Annotated in this window: 12 protein-coding genes; 4 read left to right on the top strand and 8 right to left on the bottom strand. The window is 69.1% G+C overall.

Translation table 11 applies throughout. The annotated features are described in order from the left end of the window. Window positions 1-55: 55 nt before the first annotated feature. The 3 genes from ACFO8M_RS24100 to ACFO8M_RS24090 are packed head-to-tail and all read left to right on the top strand — an operon-like array spanning window position 56 to window position 1,598. Complete coding sequence (locus ACFO8M_RS24100; RefSeq protein ID WP_387980292.1) at window positions 56-436, top strand: DUF1304 domain-containing protein; 381 nt, start codon at window positions 56-58, stop codon at window positions 434-436. 22 nt (window positions 437-458) lie between these two features. Beyond that, window positions 459-1,001 carry an RNA 2'-phosphotransferase gene (locus ACFO8M_RS24095; protein WP_387980290.1) on the top strand — a complete coding sequence of 181 codons (543 nt, stop codon included), beginning with the start codon at window positions 459-461 and terminating at the stop codon, window positions 999-1,001. A 45-nt stretch (window positions 1,002-1,046) separates the two neighbouring features. Then, window positions 1,047-1,598: an AAA family ATPase gene (locus ACFO8M_RS24090; RefSeq protein ID WP_387980288.1), complete on the top strand. Its 552-nt coding sequence runs from the start codon at window positions 1,047-1,049 to the stop codon at window positions 1,596-1,598. Window positions 1,599-1,656: 58 nt separating this feature from the next. On the opposite strand, the gene ACFO8M_RS24085 is transcribed toward ACFO8M_RS24090, so the two are convergent. Beyond that, a complete protein-coding gene (locus tag ACFO8M_RS24085) occupies window positions 1,657-3,111 on the bottom strand; it encodes an MFS transporter (protein WP_387980286.1) in 1,455 nt (484 codons plus the stop codon). Between the two features lie 203 nt (window positions 3,112-3,314). Between ACFO8M_RS24085 and ACFO8M_RS24080 the strand changes: the two genes are divergently transcribed. Continuing rightward, on the top strand, window positions 3,315-3,701 hold the full coding sequence (locus ACFO8M_RS24080; protein WP_387980284.1) for a winged helix-turn-helix transcriptional regulator: 387 nt from the start codon (window positions 3,315-3,317) through the stop codon (window positions 3,699-3,701). A gap of 66 nt (window positions 3,702-3,767) precedes the next feature. Here ACFO8M_RS24080 and ACFO8M_RS24075 read toward each other — a convergent pair whose 3' ends face one another. The 7 genes from ACFO8M_RS24075 to ACFO8M_RS24045 all read right to left on the bottom strand — a co-directional run bounded on the left by ACFO8M_RS24075 (window position 3,768) and on the right by ACFO8M_RS24045 (window position 13,632). Next, a complete protein-coding gene (locus ACFO8M_RS24075) occupies window positions 3,768-4,919 on the bottom strand; it encodes a glycosyltransferase (RefSeq protein ID WP_387980283.1) in 1,152 nt (383 codons plus the stop codon). A 234-nt stretch (window positions 4,920-5,153) separates the two neighbouring features. Then, window positions 5,154-5,942, bottom strand: a complete 789-nt coding sequence (locus ACFO8M_RS24070; RefSeq protein ID WP_387980281.1) for an inositol monophosphatase family protein — start codon at window positions 5,940-5,942, stop codon at window positions 5,154-5,156. Between the two features lie 166 nt (window positions 5,943-6,108). Further along, the gene (locus ACFO8M_RS24065; RefSeq protein WP_387980279.1) at window positions 6,109-7,989 is read right to left on the bottom strand and encodes a glycoside hydrolase family 127 protein; all 1,881 of its coding nucleotides are present in this window, start codon (window positions 7,987-7,989) and stop codon (window positions 6,109-6,111) included. Continuing rightward, window positions 7,986-8,804: a carbohydrate ABC transporter permease gene (locus ACFO8M_RS24060; RefSeq protein ID WP_387980278.1), complete on the bottom strand. Its 819-nt coding sequence runs from the start codon at window positions 8,802-8,804 to the stop codon at window positions 7,986-7,988. Before ACFO8M_RS24060 ends, ACFO8M_RS24065 begins: the two co-directional genes overlap by 4 nt. Further along, window positions 8,804-9,673, bottom strand: coding sequence for a carbohydrate ABC transporter permease (locus ACFO8M_RS24055; RefSeq protein ID WP_387980276.1), 870 nt, complete (start codon window positions 9,671-9,673; stop codon window positions 8,804-8,806). The genes ACFO8M_RS24060 and ACFO8M_RS24055 overlap by 1 nt, the downstream gene beginning before the upstream one ends. A gap of 15 nt (window positions 9,674-9,688) precedes the next feature. After that, window positions 9,689-10,987, bottom strand: coding sequence for an ABC transporter substrate-binding protein (locus ACFO8M_RS24050; protein WP_387980274.1), 1,299 nt, complete (start codon window positions 10,985-10,987; stop codon window positions 9,689-9,691). A gap of 44 nt (window positions 10,988-11,031) precedes the next feature. Beyond that, window positions 11,032-13,632, bottom strand: coding sequence for a beta-L-arabinofuranosidase domain-containing protein (locus tag ACFO8M_RS24045; protein WP_387980272.1), 2,601 nt, complete (start codon window positions 13,630-13,632; stop codon window positions 11,032-11,034). Window positions 13,633-13,648 lie beyond the last annotated feature (16 nt).

The following is a 13,648-nucleotide window of genomic DNA, read 5'->3' as shown; positions in this document are numbered from 1 at the left end:
GCGAATCGGGACCGACCGGTGACACCACCACGCAGCGTCGGGGAGAATATCGTCCATGTTGATCGCAGTCCAAATCCTCGCCGCGCTCGCCGGCCTCCTGCACGTGTACATCTGGGTCATGGAGTGCCTGCGGTTCTCCGACCCGAAGGTGCACCACGGCGTGTTCCGGGTCGACACCGCGGACGTCGAACGCGTCCGCAGCTGGGCTTTCAACCAGGGCTGGTACAACCTGTTCCTGGCGATCGGGGCCTTGACCGGCGTCGCGGTGGTGCAGGCGGAGGCCGCCGTCGGGATGACGCTGATCGTGTTCGCGTGCGGCTCGATGCTGGGCGCGGCGCTCGTGCTCGTCCTGAAGGACCGGTCGATGGCCTCGGCGGCCCTCAAGCAGGGCCTGTTCCCCGCGCTGGCTTTGATCTTCGCGTTGACACAGATCTAGGCGGCCGGGTTAACCTGACGCCATGGACGATCGGCGGTTGGTGAAGGCCTCGAAGTACCTCTCACGGCATCTGCGCCACGACCCCGCCCGAATCGGGATCGAGCTGGACGAGCACGGCTGGGTCGAGGTCGACGTGCTCCTCAAGGCCCTTGCCGCACAGCGCTTCCGCCTTTCGCTCGAAGAGCTCGAAGCGGTGGTTGCCGGCAACGACAAGCAGCGGTTCGCCTTGCGGGACGGGAAGATCCGGGCCAACCAGGGCCACAGCGTCGAGGTGGACCTCGGTCTGGCCCCGGCCGATCCGCCGCAGGTGCTGTTCCACGGCACGACCGGCGGCTTCCTCGACGCGATCCGCGCGGAGGGCCTCAAACCGATGAACCGGCACGACGTGCACCTCTCCCCCGACCACGAGACCGCGATCCGCGTGGGCTCTCGCCGCGGCAAGCCCGTCGTCCTCGTGGTCGACGCGGCCCGCATGGCCGAGCAGGGACACCTGTTCCACCGCTCCGACAACGGCGTATGGCTGGCCGCCGCCGTCCCCGCGTGGGCGATCACGTTCCCCGGTTGATATTTCCGTTGCAGAGGGGTTCCACAGCGCACAGAATCACGTTCCATGAATGGAACTTTGATCATCACCGGGACCCCTGGGGCCGGTAAGACGACCGTTTCGCAACTGGTCGCCGAGCGGTTGCACCGGTCGGCGCGGCTCGACGGCGATGTCATGGCGCACATGATGGTCAGCGGGTGGGCCCCGATGCTCGACGAGGACGGGAACTGGAACCCCGGGCCCGAGGGGAAGCGACAGTTGCAGCTCAGGGCGATCAACGTGTGCTCGGTGGCCGACAACTTCGCCGCCGCAGGGTTCGTCCCGGTGATCGATCACGTCATCGAAACCCGGGAGGAGCTCGACTTCATCGCTGGGCGCTTGGCGGCCCGGCCGCTCATGCTCGTCGTCCTGTCGCCTTCGCTCGAGGTGGCGATGCGACGGAACGCGGCGCGGCCGGAGCGGGAACGGGTCGACTACGACTTCTCGCCGCTCGCGCGGACCATGCGACGTGAACTCGGCGAACTCGGCTGGTGGCTCGACTCCGGGGAGCTGACGGCGGAGGCCACCGCGGATCTCATCGTGGCCGAGGCCTCCGAGCGAGCCGTGCTCGACTTGTGAACGACACACGCCCGGGGCCGCCATCCTCAGTGGATGGCGGCCCCGGGCGTGTGTCGTGTCAGCCGACGGCCACCGGGATCGGTTCGGCTGCTGTGTCCGATGCCTTGCGGGTCTTGATCACCGTGATGGCGATGATCAGGGCCGCCGCGGCGAGGGCGGCCGCGACGCCGTAGCCGAGACGGAAGCCGCCGGTCAGGGCCTCGGCCTGGGACTGGCCACCTTCGAGGAGCGTGCCGGTGCGGGCGGAGACCACGGTGCTGATGACCGCGAGGCCGACCGCACCGCCGACCTGCTGGGCGGTGTTGAACAGACCGGAGGTGACCCCGGCGTCCTCGGGCTTGGAGTCGGCCATGCCGAGGGTCATCAGGGCGGGCATCGCCAGACCGAAGCCGAGCGGCGCGGTGACCATGCCGGGCAGCACGTCCACGAGGTAGTTGCCGTCGGCCCGCATCTGGGCGAACAGGATGAAGCCGACGACCATGAGCGACAGGCCGACGACCACCATCGGGCGGGCGCCGAAGCGGGTCAAGAGCCGCGGGGCGAGCGCCATCGAGACGACCGCGATCACGATCGGGGCGGGCAGGAACGCCAGGCCCGCCGCCAGCGGCGCGAACTCGAGCACCTGCTGGAGGTAGAGGACGGTGAAGAACATGAACCCGAAGGCCGAGCCGATCATGAGCGACTGCGAGATGTTCGCCCCGGCGATGTTGCGGGAGAACAGGATGCGCAGCGGGATCAGCGGCGAGGCGGCCTTGGCCTGGCGGACGAAGAACCCGGCGAGCAGGACGATCGCGACGGCGCCGAAGCCCAGGGTGCGGGCAGAGGTCAGGCCGTAGCGCTCGGACTCGATCAGGGTGTACACGCCGAGCATCAGACCGGAGGTCACGAGGGCCGCGCCGATCACGTCGGCTCCGGCCTTCAGGCCGATGCCGCGATCGGAGGGCAGCAGCTTCCAAGCCATCGCGGCCACGATGAGGCCCAGCGGAAGGTTCACGTAGAAGACCGATTCCCAGCCGAGCGTCTCGGTGAGCACGCCGCCCACGACGCTCCCGGCGGCGCCGCCGCCCGCGGAGGCGAAACCGTAGACGCCGATGGCCTTCACCTGGTGCTGCGGTTCAGGGAAGATCGTGACGATCATCCCCAAGAGGCCGGCGGCCGTGATCGCGCCGCCGATGCCCTGCACGAAGCGGGCGGCCAGCAGGAAGCCCTGGCTGTCGGCCAGCGCGGCGCCGACCGAGGCGAGGGTGAAGAGGGCCAGCCCGGCGAGGAACACCTGCTTGCGGCTGATCAGGTCGCCGAGCCTGCCGGCGAGGAGCAGCAGGCCGCCGAAGGGGATCACGTAGGCGTTGACGGTCCACACGAGGTTCGCCTGGCTGAACGCGAGGTCCTCGCGGATGGCCGGGAGCGCGATGCTGACGATGTTCTGGTCCAGGACGATCATGACCTGAGCGGCGGACAGGGCGATCACCGCGAGCCATCGGGTTCGAAGGCTTTGGGCTGCAATGGGTGACATCGGATTACTCCCTCGGATACTGCTGCACGGGGAACGTTTTGTTCCTGGGGTAATCATGTGTTCCAATGGAGGGATCCGTAAGAAGGCACTTTCATGTGCCAGGGGGGACATGGATGTTCCTGTCCAGGTCATCCGGACCTTTCCCTGCATGTGAGGTGCGTCATATGTGCCCCGCGCCTCCGGCCGGGACGAGAGGCGAACCGATGAGCGACGACTGCGTGCTGCCGAAGTCCGACGTGCAGGCCGAGGCCTGCCCCATCGTCCAGATCATCGACCGGGTCGCGGGCAAATGGTCGGTGTCGATCCTGGTCGCGGCGATCCGAAACCCGGTGCGCTACACCGAGCTCGAGCGCTCGATCCCCGGCATCAGCCGCCGGATGCTGACCTTGACGCTGCGGAACCTGGAACGCGACGGGCTCTTGGAGCGCACGGTCTACCCGACCGTGCCGCCGAAGGTCGAGTACAACGCGACGCCGAGCGCGCGGGAGCTGTACGGGCACTTGACGGGCCTGCTCGAATGGGCCGAACGGCATCGCCCCGACATCATCGAGGCGCGCAGGAACTACGACGAGCAGGCACTGGCGGCTTAGCGGCGCGGTCGAGCAGGCACTCGCCGCTTAAGATCAAGGGCCGCAACGGCTTCGCCGAGGCCGGCGTCAGGCGCGGGCCTGCAAGACCGTCTCGAACAGGTCGACGTGCAGGCCGGCCATCTGGTCGGGCTCGTAGCGCTTCGCAGTGCCGAACGCGTTGTCCGCGAGTTTGCGGCGCAATTGCGGGTCGTTCATCAGGCGGCGCAGCGCGGCCGCGAGTGCCGCGGGGTCGTTCGGTTCGACGAGCAGCCCGTTCGTCTCGGGTTCGATGAGCAGCAGCGGCCCGTGCTTGACCGCGCTGCACACCACCGGGACTCCGGCGGCCATGGCCTCGACGATGACCAGGCCGAACGGTTCGAAGCGCGAGGGGATCGCGGCGATGGAGGCCCGCTGCCACTCCTCGCCGAGCGCGGTCACGGCACCGGGCAGTTCGACGCGGTCCTCGAGGTCGTGGTCCGCGATGAGGCCCTGGAGGGAGTGCTTGGCCCGGCCCCGCCCGAAGATCTTGACCTTCCATTCGGGGAACTCGTCGGCGACCTGCGCGAAGGCCTTGATGAGGACGTCGAAGCCCTTCATCCCGGTCATCCGGCCGGCGGTCATGATGACCGGCTCCGTCAGTTCCGAAGGGGGCAGAGGGCTGGGCGGGACCACGTTGGGAACGCAGACGACCTTGTGCGCATGCTCCGGCAGCGCCTCCCGGTAGGCGTCCGCATCGGCCTCGGTGATCGTGACGACGGCGTCGAGCTTCGGGTAGTTCGCGAGAATGCGGTGCTTGACGGGGGCTTTGTAGACCTCGAGGTAGAGGTGCTCCTGGGCGACCGTACGGTACTGCTCCGGCCGCCCGTACTCGGCCATGTACAGGTTCATGGCGACCTGGGTGCCGATGAGGACGTCGGTGTGCAGGCCGCGCAGGAATCGCCGCACCCTGACGTCGAGCAGTTTCGAGGACTCGCCCATGTTGTTGACCTCGTCGGCGTCGAGGTACGACGGTCTCCTGGCCCGCCAACGGTCGAGGAGGGAAAGGCGATCGGCGCTTTCTCCGCGCCGGCGCACATCCCACAGTGAAACGACTTTGATGCGCGGGTCGATGTCGAAATCGGGGGTCGCCTTGGTCCGGATGCAGGACGTGATGGTCACGTCATGACCCAGGTCCACCAGGGCCGCAGCCGTATTGAGGGTGGCTTTGATGGTGCCGCCGACGCCCCAGATATTGCGCACCAGAAAAGTAATCCGCACTCGCTCGAGCTCGCTCTCACCGCATCGACACCACCGACCACAACAGACGGTCGAGGATCAGCTTTTTGCACTGTCCTCTCAGCCTTGACGCTCCGAGACCGGCATCTGGTTGCAACCGTCGGGCACGACACAGTCACCGGAAAGCACTGGCCCGCCTCCGCGATCCGGAAGCGGGCCTTCGAGCACATCGACGGCTATGGGCGAGCAGACCGGCCGTCAGCCGAGTTCGGCGAGCAGCGCCCGGTGGATCTGCGGACCCGCGGCCAGCACCGAGAGCGCACCGTCGCCGTAGTCCACGCCGTCGAGGTCGGTGACGAGGACTCCGGCCTCGCGGCAGATCACGGTGCCCGCGGCCACGTCCCAGAGGTTGATGCGCTCGTGGAGGACCGCGTCGACGCGGCCAGCGGCGAGCCAGCACATGTCGAGGGCGGCGGTGCCGAGCATCCGGATCCGCTGGACCTTCGGCACGAGCCGCTGGAGCGTCGCCAGGCGGCGGAGGTTGCGCTTGGCGGCGTCCTCGCCGACCGGGAAGTCCCCCATGGCGACCACGGCCTCGGCGAGCTCCGACGGACCCGTCGCGTGCAGGGCCTGCTTGTTCAAGGCCGCGCCATGGCCGAGGGCGGCGCTGAAGCGCTCCTCCGACATCGGTGCGAAGACGACGCCGACCACCGGCATCCCGTTGCGCATCAACCCGAGCGAGACGCCGAACATCGGCGAGTGGTGGGCGAAGTTGATGGTCCCGTCGATGGGGTCGAGCACCCATTCGTAAGGAGAGTCGGAGTCGCCGGTACGGCCCCGCTCCTCCCCCAGCATCGGGATGCCGGGCGTCTCCTGTTCGAGGAACGCGCGAACCGCGTCTTCAACGGCGTAGTCGAGGTCCGTGGCGAAATCGCGGTCGCCCTTGCCGCTGATGGAGCGTACGCGGCCGAGTCCCGTCCGGATCACCTCGACCGCCGTCTCTGCCGCCTGCTCCGCCGTGCCCAGGTACTCCAGCAGCTCGCTCATTATTCGGTTCCTCGTCTCGATCCGACCCACCCTGCGGAAATCATCCTAAAGGTGCAAGACCATGCGGCACTTGGACTCCCAGTGCGACGTTCCGCCGGATATTTCCGGCGGAACGCTCGAGAGGGGCCGGTGCTCCCGCATTCCGGTTCGCACCGGCCCAATCCGGTCAGCTCAGCGGCAGCCACACCCGCATCGAGGCCGGACCCCGGGTCGCCCTGCGGTGGAAGGGAACGAGCGCGACCTCGGCGGACTTCCCCTCCTCATCGGACGCGGCCGGGCCGTAGGGCCAGTCGGCCTCGCGGTCGTGGATCTGCGCGGACACGTACACGCGGCCGTCGCGCTCGACCGGAGCGACCGCCGCGTCGACAGTGAGTTCGGCCACGTCAGCACCGCCGGGCAGGTCGATCGACTCCGCGCACAGCACCACCGGGCCGCGTTCCACGGCGGCGCAACCGCGCACGGCGTCGATCCGCGGGTCCGGCACCGTCCAGCGCGGCTCGACCGGCAGGTGCAGACGGATCTCGTCGCCGGGCGCGAACGCCGCCGTCACCGTGGCGGGCCGCCCGGCCTCGACCGGCCGGGGCACGCCGTCGGGGCCCGTGACTTCGGCGCCTTCGGCCCAAACCGGCACCCTGAGCGAGACGGTGCGTTCACTACCCTGGTTGGCTTCCACCCGGATCACCACAGTGCCCTCGTCCGGGTACGCGGTCGCCACGGTGAGCGCGAACCGCGAACCGTCCACGAGCGTGTCGATCGAGGACGGGGTGTACTGGTGGATCTGGATCCCGGCGTCGTCGGCGGTGGCCACGTAGACGGCGAACTGCGCGAAGGTGCGGGCCAGGTTCGTCGGGCAACACGAGACGTCGTACCAGGGCGCGCGCTGGCCGCCCGCGGCCTGGTGCGGCAGGGCGTGGTCGTGGGGCGGCGTCGCGTCGGCGGTGCGCACGTGGAGCGGGTTGGCGTAGAAGAACGTCGTCCCGTCCGGTGCGACCGCACCTGAGAGGACGTTCCAGGAGACCCGTTCGATCACGTCGCCGTAGCCCAAGTCGCCGGTGGCGAGCATCAGCCGCCACGCGGTCATGACGGCGGCGACGCCCGCGCAGGACTCCGAGTAGGCCCGGTCCGGGGGCAGCGCGAAATCGGGCCCGAAAGCCTCGTCGATGTAGCGCGAGCCCATGCCGCCGGTGAGGTGGGTGCGGCGTCGCACGGTGGCGTCCCATTGGCGGCGAACGGCTTCCAGCAACGCGTCGTCGCCGGTGTCGACCGCGACGTCGATCGCGCCGGACGAGAGGTACAGCGCCCGCACGGCGTGCCCGCGCAGGACCTCGGCCTCGCGGACCGGCATGTCGTCCTGGTAGTAGGCGCGGCCGAAACCGCCGTCGCCGAGCGTGTGCGTGCCGCGCCGCTCGACGAACAGCCGGGCCTGCTCCAGGTAGCGCGCCTCGCCGGTGGCGCGGGCGAACTCGGCCAGGCCCGCCTCGATCACCGCATGGCCGCAGACCTTCTCGATGCCGCCGAGCCCGAACACGTCGCACACGTGGTCGGCGACGCGGCGGCACAGCCGCGTGAAGTCGTCCTCGCCGTGGCAGCGCAGCCGCGCCACCCCGGCCTGGAGGAGGTGGCCGTAGCAGTACAGCTCGTGCCCCCATTCCAGTTCGGAGTAGCGCGGCAGCTGGCCGGGGTGGCCGAACATGGTGTTGAGGTAGCCGTCCTCCTCTTGTGCGACAGCGATGACGGCGGTGAGCTCGGCGAAGCGCGCCTCGAGCCCGGGATCGCCGGTGCGGCCGATCTCCCAGGCCATGGCCTCGACGAGCTTGTAGATTTCGGAGTCGGAGAACTCGCGGCCGGCCCGCTCGAAGGGAGCGCCCGCGGCGGCCCTCGTGAAGTTCTCGATCCAGCCGATCGTCTCGAGCCAGTGCAGGCAGTGCCGGATGGTGTTGGCGGCGTTCACGGCCTGGCGTTCGCCCCAGTGGCCGCCGGTGAGGCGCACTTCCTGGAGGCCGAGCGGTCGCAGCCTGCCGCTCCCGGGTTGGACGGGTGTGGTCATCCTTTAATGGCTCCTGACATGAATCCTCGGACATAATGGCGCTGGAGCAGGGCGAACAGCACCAGGCACGGCAGCGCCATGACGACCACGCCCGCCTGCGTCGCCCCGAAGTCGATGGCGCCCATCGACTGCTGGCGCAGGTTGGCGATGGCCACCGGCAGCACGGCCTTGTCGGCCTCGCTGACGAGAATGAGCGGGGCGATGAAGTCGTTCCAGGCGGCCAGGAACGAGAAGAGCCCGACGGTGATGAGGCCGGGCCACACGGCGAACAGCATGATCCGGGTGAGGACCCCGAAGGTGCCCGCGCCGTCGCACATCGCGGACTCCTCGATCTCCTTCGGCACGGCCTCGAAGGAGATGCGCATCATGAAGATCGCGAACGGCAGCTGGTAGAGGGTGAGGACGAGGGCGAGCCCGAAGAGGGAGTTGCGCAGGCCCAGGTCCCCCAGCATCGAGTAGAGCGGGATCAGCAGGGTCGAGTACGGGACCATGAGGATCGCGATCGTGACGATGAACAGGGTGTCCTTGCCGGGGAACTTGAACCGTGCGAACGCGTAGCCCCCGAGGATCGACAGCGCGAGGGTGAAGGCGACCGTGAGCACTGAGACGTAGGTGCTGTTCCATAGGTAGCGCCAGAGCCCGGCGTCGTACCCGAGGAGGCTCACGTAGTTGCCGAAGCCGAAACCGTCCTGCTGGCTCGTCGCCCCGGCGGGGGCTACCGAGGCATAGCCGGTCCAGATGAGCGGGAACAGGAACAGGACGGCCAGGCTGCCGGCGAGCACGTAGTAGGAAGTGTTCCAGAGCCTCGGGCTCATCACGTGTCCTTTCTGAGGGCGCGGAGCTGCCCGATGTTGACCACCACGAGAGCGGCGAGGACGACCACGGAGATCGCGGCCGCGGCGCCGAGGTCGAAGCGCTGGAAGGCCTCCCGGTAGATCAGTTGCACGACGGTGACGGTGGAGTTGTCGGGGCCGCCCTTGGTGAGGATGAAGAACTGGTCGAACGCCAGGAGCGAGCCGGTGACGGAGAGGATGAAGACGAGCCCGAGCGCGGGCCGCAGCAGCGGGATCGTGACGTGCCAGAAGGCCTGCCAGCGGTTCGCGCCGTCCAGGCGGGCGGCCTCGTAGACGTCCGGAGAGATCGAGTGGAGGCCGACCAGCAGGATGATCATGAAGAACCCGGCGAACTTCCAGACGATGAGCACCACAGTGGACCACAGTGCGGCCGTTGGGCTCCCGAGCCAGGAGACCGGTTCGTCGATGAGGCCGAGCCCTTGCAGGATCGGGTCGAGCGGGCCGATCGCGGAGCTGTAGAACCCGTAGAACAGGAGCGACGCGGAGGCGAGCCCGAGCGTGGTCGGCAGGAAGTAGGCGGTGCGGAAGAACCCGGTGCCCTTCGCGTGACCCGAGACGATGAGCGCCAGGACCAGCGAGAGTCCGATGAGGAGGACGACGACGATCCCGGTGTACTTGAGCGTGAAGCCCACGGCGGGCCAGAACAGCGGGTTGTCGGCGATCCCTGCGTAGTTGTCGGGCATGTTGATGCCGAGGTCGCCGGCCAGCAGCGGCCAGTCGGACGCGGACATGCGCCCGACCAGCAGCAGCGGCGCGACGAAGAAGACCAGCACGAAGGCCGCCACCGGGGCGGCGTACGCGGCGCCGGCCAGCTTGCGCGAATGTCGCATATGGAGTTGTCCCGTCTAACTGGAGAGAGAGGCCGTGACGTCGTCGTTCAGGGTGCCGAGGTCCGCGCCCGCCTCGCCGTAGACCGCTTCGCGGACAAGCGGCAGCCAGGGGCCCTGCGGGTCGTTGAAGGTCTGGCCGAAGTTGAGCGAGTAGGGGGTGCGGCCGACCTGCACGAGGTCGTTCATGATCACGGCGTTCGGGTTGTCGGCGTAGTGCTCGTTGTCGCCGAGGTCGGTGCGGGCCATGACGTCGCCGTTGGCGGCGAGGATGTCGACCTGCTGCTCCTCCTCAAGGCTCCAGCGCAGGAAGTCCCACGCCTGGTTCGCATGCTCGGAGTTGGCGCTGATGCCGATGGAGTCGCCGCCCACGAACGTGGACCGGCCGCCGGTGAGGCCCGGGATGGGCGCGACGCCGATGTTCATGTCCTCGGGCATGAGCCCGAGCATCGTGGAGGGCATCGGCATGACGCCGATGTTCCCTTCGGGGAACAGGGAGACCCAGGTCGTGCCCGTCTCCTCGTTGTGGCCGGGGGCGACGACGTCGTCCTCGACGAGGCCGCGGTAGGTCGCGTAGACCTCTTGGGCCTCAGGCGAGCTGAGGAGGGACTCGGTGCCGTCCTCGTTCATGACCTCGGCGCCCTCGGCCCAGATCGTTGGCCACCAGGTGAAGACGTAGCAGCCGCCGCAGTTGCCGCCGAAGAACGTGCCGCTCACGTCGCCGCCGAGGGCGTCTACGGCACGGGCGTGCTCGGCGAACTCGGCGAGGGTGGTCGGCGGCTTCTCCGGGTCGAGCCCGGCCCGCTCATACAGTGTCCGATTGTAGAACAGGACAGAGAGATCGAGCGTGTGCGGGACCAGGTACCGGCGGTCGTCCACAGTGCCCACGTCGAGGTGCGAGGGCGCGAGGGCGTCCTTGAACTCGAGCGAGTCGATGCGGTCGGTGATGTCGAGGTAGGCCCCGGCGGTGGTGAAGTTCGGGGCGAAGACCACGTCGAGGGCGAACAGGTCGGGCAGTTCCCGGTTGCCCGCGGCGGTGCCGACGCGGGTCTGGTAGTCGTCGGTGGGCACGACCGTGAGCTCGATCTGGTTCTCGTGGCTCGCGTTGTAGGCGTCCACAAGGGCCTGCGACTGGGCCTCGGTGGCGGCGCGCGTCCACATGGTGAGGGTGGTGCCGTCGTCGACGCCTTCGAGGACGACCTCGTCACCGCCGCCGCCGTTCGGGCGTCCGTCGCCGCACGCGGCGGCGAACAGCGCCGCCGCGGCGACCGCAGCCCCCGCACGCAAGGCTCGTGAGGGGCGCTTGTCGATTCTCATTTCCGGTCTCCTCTGTGTAAGGGATCAAAGGGGTTCGGCGGTGGCTATCGCCGCCGCCAGTAGAGGTGGTACGGGGCGCGGTTCCCGAGGTGGAAGGGCGCGAAGGTGTAGCCGTCGGCGGTGAAGTGCAGCGGTTCGTCGGTCGGTTCGAACGCCGAGAGGTCGTCCCCGACGGCGACGTCGATGAGGCCGGTGGCGAGGTCGTCGCCGACCGCCTCGTGCTGGATCGCCAGCAGCGTCGGTCCGCAGTAGACCGATTCGATGCCGGGGTCGTCAAGGGCCGCTTCGGTGTGGAGGAGCAGCGGCATGGCGATGTCGACGGTGTCGCCGCTCCGCCAGGTGCGGCTGACGGTGACGTGGGCGCCGGGGGCGGTGTCGAGGTCCTGGGTGCGGCCGTTCACCTTCACGCTGAACTCCTCGGCCCAGGAGGGAACTCGGAGCTTCAGAGCGAAGGTGGCGCGGCGGCGGGTGCGCACGGTCAGACGGCTCGCGCCTTCGAACGGGTAGTCCGTGGTCTGCACGACCGTGACGCCGCCCCAGGCCAGGGTCGAGGGCATGTAGAGGTTCACGTAGAGCGCGTCGTCCCCGGCCGCGGCGAAGTAGACCGAGTCCTGGTACTTCGTGTGGTTCTCCATGCCGGTGCCGCCGCAGCAGGTGCCGGTGTTGCCGAAGTCGCGCCACCGGCCGGGCCGCACCGGCGCGAAATAGGTCACCTCGGGGTCCTCGGTGCTGTCCTCGTCGTGGCGCGAGCCGAGGATCTGGTTGTACAGGGCCCGTTCGTAGTACTCCATGTACTTCGTGTCCCCGGTGTGGAAGAACAGGTTCCGCGCCAGCTTGAGGAGGTTGTAGACGCAGCAGGTCTCGGCGTGGTTGGGGTCGTTCGGGTACTGCCACAGGGACCCGGCGATCACCCCGCGCCTGCGGAAGATCTCGCCGACCCCGGTGCCGCCGTGGGCGTAGAGCCGGTGCGGCGCGACCATGTCCCAGAACTGCAGGGCAGCGGTCTTGTAGTCCTCGCCCGCGCCCTGCTCGTGCATGCGCAGGTAGCCGGTGAACTGCGGGATGTGCTGGTTGGCGTGCTTGCCGTCGAGGAGGTCGGTGCCGGCGACGGTGGCCTGCAGGAGCGCGGTGTTGTCGAAGAGCTTCGCGGTCTCGAGGTACTCGGGCCGGTCGGGCCGCGCCTCGGCGAGGTTCGCCAGGCTCTCGTTCATGCCGCCGTACTCGCCCGCGATGTAGATGGACCACATGCGGTCCAGGCGCTCGCGCGGCAGCCGGGACAGTCGCGAGTGGATCCAGTCGCCGAGTCCCGTCGCCAGCTCCAGCGCCGCCGTGCTGCCCGAAAGACGGTGGACGTCAAGGAGTCCGGCCATGATCTTGTGGGTGGTGTAGTACGGCGCCCAGATCCCGGCGTTGCCGCCGTAGTTCGCGAACTCCTCGAGCCGCACGAACTGCGTCTCCGAATACGCGGCGATGAAACCGGCATGGCGGTTGCCGTCGCCGGGGCCGATCAGCTCGGCGTCGCGGCCGTTGCCGGAGGCATCGGCGCACACGGGACCGGGCTCGTCGTCGAAACGGTAGGCGGCCAGGTCACCGCCCTCGCCCTCCCCAGCGGCGAGGGCGGCGACCTGTTCGGCGCCGAGAGCGGCGCCGAAGACGTGGAACTCGTCGATATCGGCGTTGAGGTACTGGGTGAGCCCCTGCGGGAACTGCCCGCGCCCGATCCAGTTGGCAACTGACGCACCGAGATCGGCCGGGGTCAAAGTGACCGGGCCGGAGCCCGCGGCGGTGCCGTTCACGTAGAGGACGGCGTTGCCGCCCCCGAGAGTCACCGTGAGGTGCGTCCACTCCCCCGCAGGGAGCGGCGCCGTCGCGGTCACCCGCTGCTCAGCGGTGGCACCGCCGGTGGTGATCGCGAAGCGCGGGAACGGGTTCGCGTTGTCGGCGCGAACCGTGAGGTACATGTGCGCATTCGCGTCGGTTCCAAAGTCGAAGACCTTCACGCCGTTGGCGAGCGGGGCCGGGTCGGCGTTCGGGTCCGGCAGCTTCGAGCGGTCCGCCGAGCCGGGCTTGATCCAGGTCGCGACGGTGACGGCGGTCAGGCCGTCCACGAGCCCGGCCGGGAGCGCGAGGTGCTCGGCGTGCCCGATGGGCGAGCCGGTGAGCCGCACGGCGGTCCCGCTCCGGCCCTCCACCCGCGGCGTCGCCCCGGCGGCCGCGGCGGCGAGCGCGTCACGGCACTCGCCCAGGCCCGCAACGAGATGGTCGAGCTTGCGCTTGTAGACGCGGTCGCCCGTGCCCGCCCATGCCTGCGCGAGCATCGACAGGAAGTGCCCGCTGTAGTGGCCGCGCAGGTAACCGGTGTCGTTGTCCCAGCTGCCGGGCGGCTCGATGCCGTCCGGATTGGACAGTCCCGCCGCGGCGCGGAAGTTGTACAGCATGCGGTCGGGCCCGGCGAGCTCGCCGAGCTCGGCCGCGTAGCCCTTGGCGTAGCCGAGCATCCGGTCGCGCTTGTCGGTGAAGATCGAGTCGTCGAGCGCGACCTCGCCGAGGCCGAACGGGCGGATCGCCCAGGCGTCGGGCACCGCCGCCGCGGGGGCGGCCCCCGCCGGGCTCGCGAAGAGCCCGGCGGGTGCCGCTGACGCCAAGGCGCCCAGGCGGAGT

This window comes from Glycomyces rhizosphaerae, from assembly GCF_042647865.1.
Taxonomy (GTDB): domain Bacteria; phylum Actinomycetota; class Actinomycetes; order Mycobacteriales; family Micromonosporaceae; genus Glycomyces; species Glycomyces rhizosphaerae.
Note: the sequence above shows the minus strand (reverse complement) of the source record. Positions and strands in the feature narration are given on the sequence as shown.

Bases quoted from the DNA above. Each gene is read 5' to 3' on its own strand.
- ACFO8M_RS24050 (WP_387980274.1), bottom strand. From the start codon at position 10,987: ATGAGAATCGACAAGCGCCCCTCACGAGCCTTGCGTGCGGGGGCTGCG.
- ACFO8M_RS24090 (WP_387980288.1), top strand. From the start codon at position 1,047: ATGAATGGAACTTTGATCATCACCGGGACCCCTGGGGCCGGTAAGACG.
- ACFO8M_RS24095 (WP_387980290.1), top strand. From the start codon at position 459: ATGGACGATCGGCGGTTGGTGAAGGCCTCGAAGTACCTCTCACGGCAT.
- ACFO8M_RS24060 (WP_387980278.1), bottom strand. From the start codon at position 8,804: ATGAGCCCGAGGCTCTGGAACACTTCCTACTACGTGCTCGCCGGCAGC.
- ACFO8M_RS24085 (WP_387980286.1), bottom strand. From the start codon at position 3,111: ATGTCACCCATTGCAGCCCAAAGCCTTCGAACCCGATGGCTCGCGGTG.
- ACFO8M_RS24065 (WP_387980279.1), bottom strand. From the start codon at position 7,989: ATGACCACACCCGTCCAACCCGGGAGCGGCAGGCTGCGACCGCTCGGC.
- ACFO8M_RS24080 (WP_387980284.1), top strand. From the start codon at position 3,315: ATGAGCGACGACTGCGTGCTGCCGAAGTCCGACGTGCAGGCCGAGGCC.
- ACFO8M_RS24100 (WP_387980292.1), top strand. From the start codon at position 56: ATGTTGATCGCAGTCCAAATCCTCGCCGCGCTCGCCGGCCTCCTGCAC.
- ACFO8M_RS24070 (WP_387980281.1), bottom strand. From the start codon at position 5,942: ATGAGCGAGCTGCTGGAGTACCTGGGCACGGCGGAGCAGGCGGCAGAG.
- ACFO8M_RS24055 (WP_387980276.1), bottom strand. From the start codon at position 9,673: ATGCGACATTCGCGCAAGCTGGCCGGCGCCGCGTACGCCGCCCCGGTG.